General features: G+C 61.8%; 12 protein-coding genes. 10 read left to right on the top strand and 2 right to left on the bottom strand.

Translation table 11 applies throughout. From position 1 onward, the window contains the following. Positions 1 to 24: 24 nt before the first annotated feature. Genes gorA through FHS49_RS19595 form a run of 3 tightly spaced genes read left to right on the top strand, consistent with a single transcriptional unit; the run spans position 25 to position 2,013 of the window. On the top strand, positions 25 to 1,371 hold the full coding sequence (gene gorA / locus FHS49_RS06570) for a glutathione-disulfide reductase (RefSeq protein WP_184016569.1): 1,347 nt from the start codon (positions 25 to 27) through the stop codon (positions 1,369 to 1,371). Positions 1,372 to 1,409: 38 nt separating this feature from the next. Further along, complete coding sequence (locus FHS49_RS06565) at positions 1,410 to 1,700, top strand: ribbon-helix-helix domain-containing protein (protein WP_246350414.1); 291 nt, start codon at positions 1,410 to 1,412, stop codon at positions 1,698 to 1,700. Next, a complete protein-coding gene (locus FHS49_RS19595) occupies positions 1,693 to 2,013 on the top strand; it encodes a hypothetical protein (RefSeq protein ID WP_246350412.1) in 321 nt (106 codons plus the stop codon). The genes FHS49_RS06565 and FHS49_RS19595 overlap by 8 nt, the downstream gene beginning before the upstream one ends. A gap of 11 nt (positions 2,014 to 2,024) precedes the next feature. Here FHS49_RS19595 and acs read toward each other — a convergent pair whose 3' ends face one another. Further along, a complete protein-coding gene (gene acs / locus FHS49_RS06555) occupies positions 2,025 to 3,971 on the bottom strand; it encodes an acetate--CoA ligase (protein ID WP_184016567.1) in 1,947 nt (648 codons plus the stop codon). A gap of 104 nt (positions 3,972 to 4,075) precedes the next feature. Continuing rightward, on the bottom strand, positions 4,076 to 5,482 hold the full coding sequence (locus FHS49_RS06550) for a helix-turn-helix domain-containing protein (RefSeq protein WP_246350411.1): 1,407 nt from the start codon (positions 5,480 to 5,482) through the stop codon (positions 4,076 to 4,078). 242 nt (positions 5,483 to 5,724) lie between these two features. Here FHS49_RS06550 and FHS49_RS06545 point away from each other — a divergent pair, with 242 nt between their 5' ends. The 7 genes from FHS49_RS06545 (at position 5,725) to FHS49_RS06515 (ending at position 14,465) form a co-directional block, all read left to right on the top strand. Then, a complete protein-coding gene (locus tag FHS49_RS06545) occupies positions 5,725 to 7,251 on the top strand; it encodes an acyl-CoA carboxylase subunit beta (protein ID WP_184016565.1) in 1,527 nt (508 codons plus the stop codon). 15 nt (positions 7,252 to 7,266) lie between these two features. Beyond that, on the top strand, positions 7,267 to 7,617 hold the full coding sequence (locus FHS49_RS06540) for a hypothetical protein (RefSeq protein ID WP_184016563.1): 351 nt from the start codon (positions 7,267 to 7,269) through the stop codon (positions 7,615 to 7,617). Beyond that, positions 7,618 to 8,052: a methylmalonyl-CoA epimerase gene (gene mce, locus FHS49_RS06535; protein WP_184016561.1), complete on the top strand. Its 435-nt coding sequence runs from the start codon at positions 7,618 to 7,620 to the stop codon at positions 8,050 to 8,052. A 165-nt stretch (positions 8,053 to 8,217) separates the two neighbouring features. After that, positions 8,218 to 8,991, top strand: a complete 774-nt coding sequence (locus FHS49_RS06530; protein ID WP_184016559.1) for an enoyl-CoA hydratase-related protein — start codon at positions 8,218 to 8,220, stop codon at positions 8,989 to 8,991. Between the two features lie 117 nt (positions 8,992 to 9,108). Further along, on the top strand, positions 9,109 to 11,256 hold the full coding sequence (gene scpA / locus FHS49_RS06525; RefSeq protein ID WP_184016557.1) for a methylmalonyl-CoA mutase: 2,148 nt from the start codon (positions 9,109 to 9,111) through the stop codon (positions 11,254 to 11,256). Next, entirely contained in the window at positions 11,253 to 12,359 is a 1,107-nt protein-coding gene (bioB, locus tag FHS49_RS06520; RefSeq protein ID WP_281397043.1) for a biotin synthase BioB, read from the top strand. Before scpA ends, bioB begins: the two co-directional genes overlap by 4 nt. 132 nt (positions 12,360 to 12,491) lie before the next feature. Continuing rightward, the gene (locus FHS49_RS06515; RefSeq protein ID WP_184016555.1) at positions 12,492 to 14,465 is read left to right on the top strand and encodes an acetyl-CoA carboxylase biotin carboxylase subunit; all 1,974 of its coding nucleotides are present in this window, start codon (positions 12,492 to 12,494) and stop codon (positions 14,463 to 14,465) included. Positions 14,466 to 14,558 lie beyond the last annotated feature (93 nt).

Here is a 14,558-nt window from a genome sequence, read left to right as displayed (position 1 = left end):
CGCGCGATCGACCAGGGACTTGCCATGACCAGCTATGATTATGACCTCTTCACCATCGGCGCTGGCTCGGGCGGGGTGCGGGCGTCGCGCGTCTCGTCGGCTTATGGTGCCAAGGTCGCGGTGGCAGAGGAATATCGCGTCGGTGGCACCTGCGTCATCCGCGGCTGCGTGCCCAAAAAACTGCTCGTTTATGGCGCGCATTTCGCCGAGGATCTGCAGGATGCCAAGCGTTTTGGCTGGGATGTCGGCACGCCCAAGTTCGATTGGGTCACGCTGCGTGACAATGTGATGGCGGACGTGGACCGCATCAACAAGGCCTATACCGAGACGCTGGAGAACCATAAGGTCGAGGTGATCCTCGATCGCGCGGTGGTGAAGGGGCCGCATGAGCTGGAGCTGGCTTCGGGCAGGACGGTGACTGCAGGCAAGATCCTCGTCGCCCCCGGTGCCTGGCCCATCGTCCCCGATGTGCCCGGCGCTGAATATGGCATCACCTCGAACGAGGTGTTTCATCTGGATGCGCTGCCCCGCCGTGTGGTGATCGCGGGCGGCGGCTATATCGCCAATGAATTTGCCGGCATTTTCCACGGCTTCGGCAGCCATGTGACGATCGTCAACCGCTCGGACACGATCCTGCGCGGTTACGATGAGCAGATCCGCGATCGGTTGCTCCAGATTTCCATGACCAAGGGCATCGAATTCCGCTTTAACGCGCCGTTCGAGAAGATCGAGAAACTGGACGATGGCTCGCTTAAGATCTTCATGGCGGGCTGCGAACCGATCATCGCCGATTGTCTGCTCTTCGCCACGGGTCGCAAGCCCAAGACCGAGGGGCTGGGGCTGGAGAATGCGGGCGTCGCGCTGGACAAGCAGGGCGCGGTGATCGTGGACGAGGACAATCGCTCGAACGTGGAGAGCATCTATGCCGTGGGCGATGTGACCAACCGCGTCCAGCTCACCCCGATCGCGATCCGCGAGGGCCAGGCCTTTGCCGACAGCGTGTTCGGCAAAAAGCCGACCCGCGTGGATTACACCAACATCCCGAGCGCGGTCTTCAGCACGCCGCCGATCGCGGGCGTGGGCATGACCGAGGGGCAGGCGCGCAACAAATTGGGCTCGATCAAGGTCTATCAGTCCGATTTCCGGCCGATGAAGAATGTGCTCGCTGGCCGTAACGAACGCTCGCTCTACAAGATGATCGTGGACGCCGTGACCGAGAAGGTTGTCGGCCTCCACATGATCGGCCCCGATGCGCCGGAGATCTTGCAGGCCGCGGCCGTGGCGGTGAAGGCCGGTCTCACGAAACAGGCGTTTGACGATACGGTTGCGCTGCATCCAAGCATGGCGGAGGAATTGGTGCTGCTGCGCTGATCTGGATAATCTTAGCGCAATAGTGTAGGGAATCGCGCATGGCGCAGATGAACATCTCTATACCCGAAGGTCTGAAGGCTTGGGCTGAGCAACGTGTCGCTGAGGGCCGTTATGCGAGCACGAGCGACTATGTTCGCGATCTTATAAGACGGGATGAAGCGGATGCGATCAATGCTTTGCGCGATGTCAGGCAAAACTATCGCGTTGAAAGCTTGAGCGAAACCGAACGCGCGTGGATTGATGAAGCGATCGAAGAAGGATTGGCATCGTCGCCCAGCAAGCGCAGCGTTGCCGAGATCATGGCGAGGCAGCGAAGAGCGCTTGGCTGAAATTCGTTTTCGAACAAAAGCCGAGGCTGACCTCGACGACATCAGGATTTACAGTCTCGAGCATTTCGGCCTGCAGGTAACGCACGCGTACCTTGATGATTTCGATGAAGCCTGGAATTACTGGCCCTGTATCCGCATATCGGGACTGTCTATCGCGACGGCCGCAGACCAATATTATCGCGTGCGTGCGGCTCACATCGCATCTATTATACCGCGAGCCGCAACATCATCTGGATTCTTCGTATTCTGCACCACTCCGTCGATCAGGATCATGCTATCCGCGGAACTTCAGGCAGCAGATAGCTCAGGCTAGTCAATCTGCCTTCACCCCACCCTATTCGCCACCAGATCCTCCACCACCGCCGGATCCGCCAGCGTGCTCGTGTCGCCCAGCGCCGCGGGTGATACATCACCTTCAGCGATCTTCCTCAAAATCCGGCGCATGATCTTGCCGCTGCGGGTCTTGGGCAGGCCGGGGGCGAACTGGATGGCGTCGGGGGTGGCGATCGGGCCGATTTCGGTGCGGACCCATTGGCGCAATTCCGAGCGCAACTCCTCGCTCGCGGCACAATTGGCGTTCAATGTGACATAGGCATAGATGCCCTGTCCCTTGATGTCGTGCGGATATCCGACCACCGCGGCCTCGGCCACCTTGGCGTGCAGCACGAGTGCGCTTTCGACCTCGGCGGTGCCCATACGATGCCCCGAGACGTTGATCACATCGTCCACGCGGCCGGTGATCCAATAATAGCCGTCATCGTCGCGTCGCGCGCCGTCACCGGTGAAATATTTGCCGGGGAAGGTGCTGAAATAGGTCTGGAAGAAGCGATCGTGATCGCCCCAAACAGTGCGCATCTGGCCGGGCCAGCTTCGGGCGATGACGAGATTGCCCTCCACCGCGCCATCCTGCACTACGCCCTCGCCATCCACGATCTGCGGGTCCACGCCGAACATCGGTTTGGTCGCGCTGCCGGGTTTAAGCGCAGTCGCGCCGGGGAGGGGGGAGATGAGCGTGCCGCCGGTCTCGGTCTGCCACCAGGTGTCGACGATCGGGCAGCGGCCTTCGCCCACCACCTCATGATACCAGCGCCAGGCTTCGGGATTGATCGGTTCGCCGACCGTGCCGAGCAGTTTCAACGACTTGCGGCTGGTTTTTGTAACGAATTCATCGCCCTCCTTCATCAGCGCGCGCAGCGCCGTGGGGGCGGTGTAGAGGATCTCCACCTGATGCCGGTCCACCACCTCCCAGATGCGCGAGGGCGTCGGCCAGTTTGGCAGGCCTTCATACATGAGCGTGGTCGCGCCGTTCGCGAGCGGGCCATAGACGATATAGCTATGCCCCGTGACCCAGCCGATATCGGCGGCGCACCAATAGATCTGGCCAGGGCGATAATCGAACACCAGTTCGTGCGTCAGGCTCACCCAGAGCAGATAGCCGCCCGTGCTGTGCAGCACGCCCTTGGGCTTGCCCGTGCTGCCCGAGGTATAGAGCAGGAACAGCGGGTCTTCAGCGCCGATCGGCTCTGCGGGGCAATCGGCGGGGACAGCGGCTGCGGCTTCGTGTAGCCAGATGTCGCGCCCTTCCTGCATCGCCACATCGCCGCCCGTGGCCTTTACCACGATGACGGCATCCAGGCAGCGGACATGCTTGGCGGCCGCGTCCACATTGGCCTTCAGCGGGACGCGCTTGCCGCCGCGACGGCCTTCGTCTGCGGTGATGACGATATTGCTATCACAATCGGTGATCCGTCCGGCCAGCGCTTCGGGCGAGAAGCCGCCGAACACGACCGAATGGATCGCGCCGATGCGCGCGCAGGCGAGCAGGGCGAAGGCGGCTTCGGGGATCATCGGCAGATAGACGGTGATCCGGTCGCCCTTCTTCGCACCCGCCGCTTTCAGTACATTGGCGAAACGGCAGACTTCGGCGTGTAATTGCTTATAGGTATAGGAACGCGGCGCTTCATCCGGGCTGTCGGGCTCCCACAGGATCGCGATCTGATCGCCGCGTTCTTTCAGATGGCGGTCGATGCAATTGGCGGAGACATTGAGCTTGCCGTCTGCAAACCAGTTGATGTGGAAATCCTGCTCGTTGAACGACCAATCGCCGGCGATCTCAGGCCGCTTGATCCAGTCCAGCCGCTTCGCCTGATCAAGCCAGAAGCTCCCCGGATCGGCGAGCGCATGGCCATACATTTGATCGTAGCGCTCCGCGTTGATCTTCGCCTTGGCGGCCCATTCGGCGGGGACGGGGTAGATCGACGGGTCGCTCATCGGCAATGGATCCTCTCGGGAATTTTCTTTGATGGCTGTGTGCCAAAGATCGTTACGCTGGGGAAGGTGATAGACTGCACTTGCACTTGCAATAACTGCAATCGCTAGATCACCTGATACGGCACCACATCGCGGCGGTCGGGATCGATCAGGATCGCGCGGTCTGCCGGGGGGAAGGCGCGCTGATCGCAATCAACGCGTGGACAGAGACGGCAGGAAATGCCGATCGGTGTCGCGCCTGTCTGGGAGGTCACGTCCAGTCCGTCAGCATAGATGAAATCGCGCGCATGTTCGATCTCGCAGCCCAGAGCGACCGCATAGCGGCGCGGCGCGCGGGCATAGCTGCCGGAGGGCTTTACCAGCCCCTTGGCCATCTGGACATAGCGCACGCCATCAGGAGTCTCGGCGAGCTGAACCAGAATGCGATCAGGAATCGCGACCGCTTCATGCACGATCCATAAGGGGCAGGCACCGCCGAAGCGCGCGAATTGCAGTCGCGTGGCCGAATGGCGCTTGGTTATATTGCCCGCCATATCGATGCGGCAGAAGAAAAAGGGGATGCCGCGTGCGCCGGGGCGCTGCAGCGTGGAGAGGCGGTGGCACGCCTGCTCGAAACTGACGCCGAACTGACGCCGCAGCCGGTCTATATCGTGCCGCAGATCGAGCGCGGCCGCGCGATAGCGGGCGTAGGGCATGAGCAGCGCCCCCGCGGCATAATTGGCGAGACCCACGGAGAGGAGGCGGCGCGCGGTGTCCGATTGCAGATCCGCGCCATCGGCTACGGCGGCGATCGGCGCGGCCAGCTCGATCGCGGCGAGCTGGTGCGCCAACAGGAATCGGCGGCTTTCGGGCGGCAGGGCAGGGTCGATCGCCAGCGTTCCGCCCGCGCGATCATAAGCGCGCAAGGCCGTGTCGTCGCCCGCCGCGATCAGGTGGATGCCGTGCAGCGACGCCAGCCGTGCGATCATGTCCGCCTCGCCATCGCCCATGGGAAGCGACAGCGCCTCGGCGGCGGTGTCGATCGGATCGATATAATTGCCCGCCTCGTGAAACCAGTCGCGCACCTCTTCCCAGGGCAGCCGGTCAGCCCCCGGCACACCGCTCGCCATGGCATCATCCGCGCTCAGCAGGCGTTCCTCGGCATGACGATAGGCGCTGTGCAACGTGACAAAGGCTTCGGCGAACAAGGGCTGCGTCTCGGCCAGCCGGGCAAGGGCGTCGGGCGCAAAGGCCCATTCGGAAAAGAGCGGATCGCCCATCGCACTCTCGACCGCGGCGAAGCGCTGGGTCACCACGTCCAGCTCGAACTGGCCGCGTTCGAGCGGAAACGCCTTGCCGATGGCGGAAAGAATCGTCGCGGTCAGCGGCCGATCGTCATTTTCGAGCTGGCTCAGATAGCTGACGGATATGCCCAGACGCGCGGCCATGGCGGCCTGATCGAGTGTGCCGCGTTTGCGCAGGGATCGCAGGCGGTCTCCGGCGAAGATGCGGCGTTTAGTAATGGTCATCATGGATCCCGCTTAGTCATTCCGCCCCGCCGTCATGCTGAACTTGTTTCAGCATCCATTCCGTCACGCGGAAGATCGTCGCGACTTCGGCATGGACCCTGAAACGAGTTCAGGGTGACGATATATTTGTGACCACAAACCCTATTTTGCAAAATCATGTTTTGCAACTTCGCAAATTCACATTTGCATGTCGCGCGAAATCTTGGAAGGGAGCATGATCGCTTTACGCCCGGAGAGAATGCCCCATGCTGCCCATCGTCGAACAGCTCGAAGCCAAGCGCGCCGCAGCGCGTCTCGGAGGCGGGCAGAAGCGCATCGATGCGCAGCACAGCAAGGGCAAATTGACCGCGCGTGAGCGGATCGACGTGCTCTGCGACGAAGGCTCGTTCGAAGAGCTGGACATGTATGTCGAGCATAATTGCGTCGATTTCGGGATGGAGAGCCAGAAGATCCCCGGTGACGGCGTGGTCACTGGTTCGGGCACGATCAACGGTCGTCTGGTCTATGTGTTCAGCCAGGATTTCACGGTGTTCGGCGGTTCGCTCTCTGAGCGCCATGCGCAAAAGATCTGCAAGATCATGGATATGGCGCTGAAGGTCGGCGCGCCTGTCATCGGCCTCAATGACAGCGGTGGCGCGCGCATTCAGGAGGGCGTGGCGTCTCTGGGTGGCTATGCCGAAGTGTTCCAGCGTAATGTGCTGGCGTCGGGCGTGGTGCCGCAGCTTTCGCTGATCATGGGTCCATGCGCGGGCGGCGCGGTCTACAGCCCTGCGATGACGGACTTCATCTTCATGGTGAAGGATTCGTCCTACATGTTCGTCACCGGCCCTGATGTGGTGAAGACCGTCACCAACGAAGTGGTCACACAAGAGGAACTCGGCGGAGCGGTGACGCATACCACCAAATCGGGCGTTGCCGATGTGGCGTTCGAAAATGACATCGAGGCTTTGTGGGCGGCGCGCACGCTGATCGACTTTCTGCCTTTGTCCAATCGCGAAGAGGTGCCCGAGCGGCCCACCGCCGATCCGTTCGACCGGATCGAGCCGAGCCTGGACATGCTGATCCCGGCCAATGCCAACCAGCCCTATGATATGCACGAACTGATCCGCAAGACCGTGGACGAGGGCGATTTCTTCGAGATGCAGCCGGCCCATGCGGGCAATATCATCATCGGCTTCGGCCGCGTGGAGGGGCGCACCGTGGGGATCGTGGCGAACCAGCCGATGGTGCTGGCGGGCTGCCTCGACATCAATTCATCGAAGAAAGCCGCGCGCTTCGTGCGCTTCTGCGATGCGTTTGAAATTCCGATCCTCACCTTCGTCGATGTGCCCGGCTTTCTGCCCGGCACCGCGCAGGAACTGAACGGCATCATCAAGCATGGCGCGAAATTGCTCTATGCCTATGCCGAGGCGACCGTGCCCAAGATCACCGTGATCACGCGCAAGGCCTATGGCGGCGCCTATGACGTGATGGCGAGCAAGCATCTGCGCGGCGATTTGAACTATGCCTGGCCCACCGCGGAAATCGCGGTGATGGGCGCCAAGGGCGCGGTGGAGATCATCTTCCGCGGCAAGACGCCCGAGGAAATCGCCGAGCGCACCGCAGAATATGAAGCCCGCTTCGCCAATCCGTTCGTAGCGGCGAGCAAGGGCTTCATCGACGAAGTGATCGCGCCGCATTCGACGCGGAAACGGATCGCGCTGGGGCTGCGCAAGCTGCGGGGCAAGCAGCTTGAGAATCCCTGGAAGAAGCATGACAATATTCCGCTGTAAGAAGAGGTATTCACTGTGACGATGACAGGCGGATCGAAGGCTTCGAACGGTCGCGCGTGGCGTATGATCGCTGCCGCGCTGCTCATTTTTGTTATGATCTTCTCCTTCAATAAAGTCATGGCACCTCAAATAGCCGCATGGTGGTTTGACGTGATCAATCCGTCACGCGGGCAGATTCAAGATGCTCGGGGGACACTCTCGGCGGTCATTTTATTGATTTTCCTCATTGTCCTTGGTTGGGCTCGATGGACCGAAAAAAAGCACTTGAAGGTTTACCTTCAGCGAAAAGCCAATCTGCCAAAATTCGAAGACCCGACGAAAGAGCGAGTGGTTTCCAATGCTCGCGGAAATCATACGGAGGTTTGAATGAAACTCGGCCGTCTCAATCATATCGGTATCGCCACGCCTTCGATTGCCGCCAGTATCGCTTATTATCGCGATGTGATGGGCGCGACCAAAATCCATGATCCGTTCGATCTGCCCGCGCAGGGCGTGAAAGTGTGCTTCGTCGATACGCCGGGTGAGAATGGGACCGCTGGAACCCAGATCGAGCTGATCGAGCCTTTGGGCGCAGATTCCCCGATCCATGGCTTCATCGCCAAGAACCCGGCGGGCGGGCAGCATCATATGTGCTATGAAGTGGCCGATATCCATACCGCGCGCGGCTGGTTCGAAGGGCAGGGCAAACGCATCCTCGGCCCCACGCGGATCGGGGCGCATGGCACGCCGATCTTTTTCCTGCACCCCAAGGATATGAATGGTGTGCTGACGGAGATCATGGAGGTGGCGGATGGGCATTGAGGCAACCTCGTTGGCTCCGCACCCGCGTCCGTTCATCCCGAGCATAGTCGAGGGACCAAACCGAGCGCAGCCGAGGTTCGTTTCCGCGCGTGCCAGGGTTCTCGGCTTCGCTCGAACGGGTCCCTCGACTGCGCTCGGGATAAACGGATTTTTGAGGGATATCGCATGACCTACGAAACCATCCTCTTCGACGTGACCGACAATGTGGCCACGATCACGCTCAACCGTCCGGACGAGCTGAACGCGATGACCGACGGGCTGTTCGCGGACCTGACCAAGGCGCTGCGCTCGCTCCCTGACCTCGGCGTGCGCGCCTTGCTGCTGACCGGCGCGGGACGTGGTTTCTGCAGCGGGGCGTCGCTGGCGAATGGCGATGGGCTGCGCGATGTAGAAAATGCCGTGCGCACCGGGCTCAATGTGCTGATCGAGGAATTGTATGCGCTCGATATTCCCTTCGTCACCGCGGTGAATGGCGCGGCGGCGGGGGCGGGCTGTCCGCTCGCGCTGGCGGGCGATGTGGTGATCGCTGGGCGGTCGGCCTATTTCCTCCAGGCCTTCGTCAATGTGGGGCTGATCCCCGATGGCGGATCGAGCTGGCTGCTGCCGCGCCTGATCGGCCGCGCGCGCACGATGAAGATGATGCTGCTGGCCGAGCGCATCCCCGCCGAACAGGCCGAGCAATGGGGCATGATCGCGCAGGTGGTAGACGATAAGGCGCTGATGGAAACCGCATTGGGCGTGGCCAGGCGCCTCGCGAGCGGCCCGACGCAGAGCTACCGGATGATCCGCCATGCGGTGCGCGCGGGAATGGAGAGCACGCTTTCCGAAACGCTCGCGATCGAGGCGGTCAATCAGGGCATCGCCAGCCGCAGCGCGGATTTCGTGGAGGGCGGGAACGCCTTTCGGGAGAAGCGCAAGCCGGTGTTTTCGGGGAAATGATGATCCGCGTTCAAACACCGCTCGGGCTGAGCCTGTCGAAGCCTCTTCCTTTGACAGGCACCGCAGAAGGGAGGGCTTCGACAGGCTCAGCCCAAACGGACTATGAGATCAGATATAATGACCGATAAACCCACCCTCGATACATGGTCCGCCGCCGCCGCCAAGGAGGTGAAGGGCCGCGATCTCACCTGGGCGACGCCCGAGGGGATTGACGTCAAGCCGCTCTACACCGCCGAAGATGTGGCCGATATCGACGCGGGCTTGCCAGGTTTTGCGCCGTTCACGCGCGGGGTGCGCGCGTCCATGTATGCCGGGCGGCCCTGGACGATCCGGCAATATGCGGGCTTTTCCACCGCCGAAGCCTCCAACGCCTTCTATCGCCGCAATCTGGCGGCGGGGCAGAAGGGGCTGTCGGTCGCTTTCGATCTGGCGACGCATCGTGGCTATGACAGCGATCATCCGCGCGTGACGGGCGATGTCGGCAAGGCCGGCGTCGCGATCGACACGATCGAGGACATGAAGATTCTGTTCGACGGCATTCCGCTCGATCAGATGAGCGTCTCCATGACGATGAACGGCGCGGTGATCCCGATCCTCGCTTTTTTCATCGTCGCGGGCGAGGAGCAGGGCGTCGATCGCAAATTGCTCGACGGAACCATTCAGAATGACATTCTGAAGGAGTTCATGGTCCGCAACACCTATATCTATCCGCCCGAACCGTCGATGCGGATCATCTCGGATATCTTCGGCTACACCAGCCGCGAGATGCCCAAGTTCAACAGCATCTCCATCTCCGGCTATCATATGCAGGAGGCCGGGGCGACGCAGGTGCAGGAGCTGGCCTTTACCATCGCCGACGGCGCGGAATATGTGAAATATGGCGTCGCATCCGGGCTGGATATCGACAAATTCGCAGGCCGCCTGAGCTTCTTCTTCGCGATCGGGATGAATTTCTTCATGGAGATCGCCAAGCTCCGCGCGGCACGGGTTCTCTGGCATCGGGTGATGACGCAGCTTGGCGCGCAGGACGAACGCAGCAAGATGCTGCGCACGCATTGCCAGACCAGCGGCGTCTCGCTCACCGAGCAGGATCCCTATAACAACGTCATGCGCACCACGATCGAGGCGATGGCCGCGATGCTGGGGGGAACGCAGAGCCTGCATACCAATGCGCTCGATGAAGCCATCGCGCTGCCCACCGATTTCTCCGCCCGCATCGCGCGCAATACGCAGATCGTGATCCAGGAAGAAACGGGGATGACCAAGGTGGTCGATCCGCTGGGTGGCAGCTATTATGTCGAGGCGCTGACTCAGGAGTTGGTCGACAAGGCCTGGGCGATCATCGAGAAGGTGCAGGCCGATGGCGGCATGGCGAAGGCCGTGGCGGCGGGCTGGCCCAAGGCGATGATTGAGGAAGCCGCGGCCGGGCGTCAGGCGCGAGTGGATCGCGGCGAGGACGTGATCGTGGGCGTCAATAAATACAAGCTCGCGAGCGAGGATGCGATCGACATTCTGGATGTCGATAACGTGGCGGTGCGCGAATCCCAGATCGAACGGATCAACCGGGTGAAGGCCGGGCGCGATGCTGCCAGATGCCAGGCCGCGCTCGATGCCTTGCGCGAAGGGGCACGCGGCACGGGCAATCTGCTCGCGCTGGCCGTGGATGCCGCCCGTGAACGCGCGACCCTGGGCGAGATTTCCGCTGCGATGGAGGATGTGTTCGGCCGCTATGGCACCGTGCCCACCCCCGTGAAAGGCGTCTATGGCGGCGCTTATGATGGCGACAGCCGCTGGGCGCGCGTGGTCGATGGTGTGGAGGCGGTCGAACGCCGCAAGGGGCGTAAACCCCGCATGATGGTCGCCAAAATGGGGCAGGATGGCCACGATCGCGGCGCAAACATCATCGCCTCCGCCTTTGCCGACATGGGTTTCGAGATCGTGAGCGGGCCTTTGTTCCAGACGCCAAAGGAAACGCTGGCGCTGGCGCTGGACAAGGATGTCGATGTGATCGGTGCGTCCAGCCTGGCCGCCGGGCACAAGACTTTGATCCCCGAACTGATCAATTTGCTGAAGGATGCGGGCCGCCCGGATATCAAGGTGGTGGCCGGCGGTGTGATCCCGGCGCAGGATTATGAATATCTGCGTGCAGCCGGGGTTGCGGGGATTTATGGTCCGGGTTCGAATGTGGTCGATTGCGCCGCCGATGTGCTGCGCCTGCTTGGCCACAATATGCCGCCCGAAGGTTTGGAGGACGCCGCAGAATGACTGGGAACGCACAGGTAAACTCCCCTCCAAGCCTTCTTGGAGGGGTTGGGGGTGGCTTTTCTTCCTTTGACAAGAAGGCCCACCCCCAGCCCCTCCCGGAAGGCCGGGAGGGGAGCAGAAATGACTGGACCCGCGCGGAAATCGCGGCGCTGTTCGATCTGCCCTTCAACGATCTGATGTTCGAAGCGCAGACCATCCACCGCGCGAATTTCCCGCGCAACGAGGTTCAGCTTTCCACTTTGCTGTCGATCAAGACCGGCGGGTGTCCGGAGGATTGCGGTTATTGCAACCAGTCTGCTTCGGCGGAGAGCGGTCTTAAGGCCGAGAAACTGATGAGCGTGCAATCGGTGATGCAGGCCGCCGCACAGGCCAAGGACGCGGGCAGCTCGCGTTTCTGCATGGGCGCGGCCTGGCGCAATCCCAAGGACCGGGACATGGGCGCGATCGTCTCCATGGTGAAGGGCGTGCGCCAGATGGGCATGGAAACCTGCATGACGCTGGGGATGCTGACTGAGGGGCAGGCGAAGACGCTCGCCGATGCCGGGCTGGATTATTACAATCACAATATCGATACCTCGCCCGAACATTATGAAAAGGTGATCACCACGCGGACCTTCGATGACCGGCTGGAGACGCTGGAGAATGTCCGCAATTCGGGGATCAACGTCTGCTCCGGCGGGATCGTCGGCATGGGCGAAACGCGCGCGGATCGCGTGGGCTTCCTCCATGCGCTCGCTACTTTGCCCGCCCATCCCGAGAGCGTGCCGATCAATGCGCTCGTGCCGGTGAAGGGCACGGTCTTGGGCGATATGCTCGCCGATACGCCGCTCGCCAAGATCGACGAGATCGAGTTCGTGCGCACCGTCGCGGTGGCGCGGATCGTGATGCCCGAAAGCATGGTCCGCCTGTCTGCGGGTCGCGAGAGCATGTCGGATTCGTGCCAGGCGCTCTGCTTCATGGCGGGCGCGAACAGCATCTTCACCGGCGACAAATTGCTGACAACCGCGAACGCCGGCGACAATGCCGACGCCGCGCTATTTGCCAAGCTGGGCGTGGTTCCGATGCAGGCCGCGCAGCAACGGGTGATGGAAGCGGCTGAGTGACCTCGAATTTATGATCAACCACTATCGTCATGCTGAACTTGTTTCAGCATCCATTTATCAACACGAGCCGATGGTGCAGGTGGCACCATGGACCCTGAAACAAGTTCAGGGTGACGGCTTGAGGGAGCCGTAATGTTCAAGAAAATTCTGATCGCCAATCGCGGCGAAATTGCGTGTCGTGTGATCCGCACGGCGAAGAAGATGGGGATCGCGACGGTCGCGGTCTATTCGGACGCCGATGCGCGTTCGCCGCATGTGGAGATGGCCGATGAGGCGGTGCGGATCGGTCCGCCCGCAGCATCCGAAAGCTATTTGCTGGCGGACGTCATCATCGCCGCGTGCAAGGCGACCGGGGCGGATGCGGTGCATCCGGGCTATGGTTTCCTGTCCGAACGCACCAGCTTTGCACAGGCGCTGAAGGACGCGGGGATCGCGTTCATCGGCCCGCCGGTCAATGCGATCGCCGCGATGGGCGACAAGATCGAGTCCAAGAAGCTGGCCAAGGCCGCGGGCGTCAATGTCGTTCCCGGCTTCCTTGGCGAAATCGCCGATACTGACGAAGCGGTGAAGATCGCGGGCGAGATCGGCTATCCGGTGATGATGAAGGCGTCTGCGGGCGGTGGCGGCAAGGGCATGCGGCTGGCCTATAGCGAGCAGGACGTGCGCGAAGGGTTTGAAGCTACCAAGCGCGAGGGTCTGGCGAGCTTCGGCGATGACCGTGTGTTCATCGAAAGCCCGCGCCATATCGAAATCCAGGTGCTGGGCGATCAGCATGGCAATATCGTTTACCTCAATGAGCGCGAATGCTCGATCCAGCGCCGCCATCAGAAGGTGGTGGAGGAAGCGCCGTCGCCCTTCGTTACGCCCAAGATGCGCAAGGCCATGGGCGAGCAGGCGGTCGCGCTGGCGCGTGCGGTGGGCTATTATTCGGCCGGCACGGTCGAACTGATCGTGAGCGGCGCGGACAAGACGGGGGAGGGCTTCTACTTCCTCGAAATGAACACGCGGCTTCAGGTGGAGCATCCCGTGACCGAGTGCATCACCGGACTCGATCTGGTGGAGCAGATGATCCGGGTGGCGGCGGGTGAAAAGCTGGATTTCGGCCAGGATGACGTGAAGATCAACGGCTGGTCGGTCGAGAACCGCGTCTATGCCGAAGATCCCTATCGCGGCTTCCTGCCCTCCACGGGGCGGTTGGTGCGCTATAATCCGCCTGCGACCAGCGATGGGAGCGTGCGCGTGGATGATGGCGTGGTCGAGGGCGGCGAGGTCAGCATGTTCTATGATCCGATGATCGCCAAATTGATCACGCATGGCGCCACGCGCGAAGAAGCGATCGACAAGCAGATCGCCGCGCTCGACCGCTTCGAGATCGAAGGGCCGGGCCACAATATCGATTTCCTCTCCGCGCTGATGCAGCATCCGCGCTTCCGTTCGGGCGAGATCACCACGGGGTTCATCGCCGAGGAATATCCCGACGGTTTCCACGGCGCGCCCGCCGATCCGGAATTGCTGCGCAGCATCGCCGCGATCGGCGCGTTTGCGGCCATGGCCGGGGCGGACCGTGCACGCCGGATTTCCGGGCAACTCGGCCAGCGGCTCGATCCGCCTTCGGGCTGGCAGGTGAAGATCGGCGACGCGCTGTATGACGTCATGATCCGGGGCGATGATGTGACCGTGAATGGCGAGGCCATCGAGCTTGAGCTGGAATATACGCCGGGTGACCGGCTGATCGAGGCGACCGTGAACGGCGCTGATCTGGACGTGCGCATCGCGCCCGCGCGCTCGGGCTTCAAGCTGACGACGCGCGGCGCAAGCCATGTGCTGCGCGTGCTCCCCGCGCATGTGGCGTCTCATGCGACGCACATGATTGCCAAGATCCCGCCCGATCTTTCGCGCTTCCTGCTTTGCCCCATGCCCGGCCTGCTGGTCGCGCTGCATGTGGAAGCGGGCGAAAAGGTGGAAGCGGGTCAGCCGCTCGCCGTAATCGAGGCGATGAAGATGGAGAATATCCTGCGTGCCGAGAAGGCGGGCGTGGTGAAGAGCCTGAGCGCCGTGGCGGGGGAGAGTCTCGCGGTGGACGCGGTGATTCTGGAGATGGAATAAGGCGAACTCTCGAACACACACACTGTCATGCTGAACTTGTTTCAGCATCCACTCCGTCACGCGGAAAATGGTCGTGACTTTGAAATGGATCCT

Source organism: Sphingobium boeckii (assembly GCF_014199215.1).
Lineage (GTDB): Bacteria > Pseudomonadota > Alphaproteobacteria > Sphingomonadales > Sphingomonadaceae > Sphingobium_A > Sphingobium_A boeckii.
This window is presented reverse-complemented; position numbering and strand designations above follow the sequence as displayed.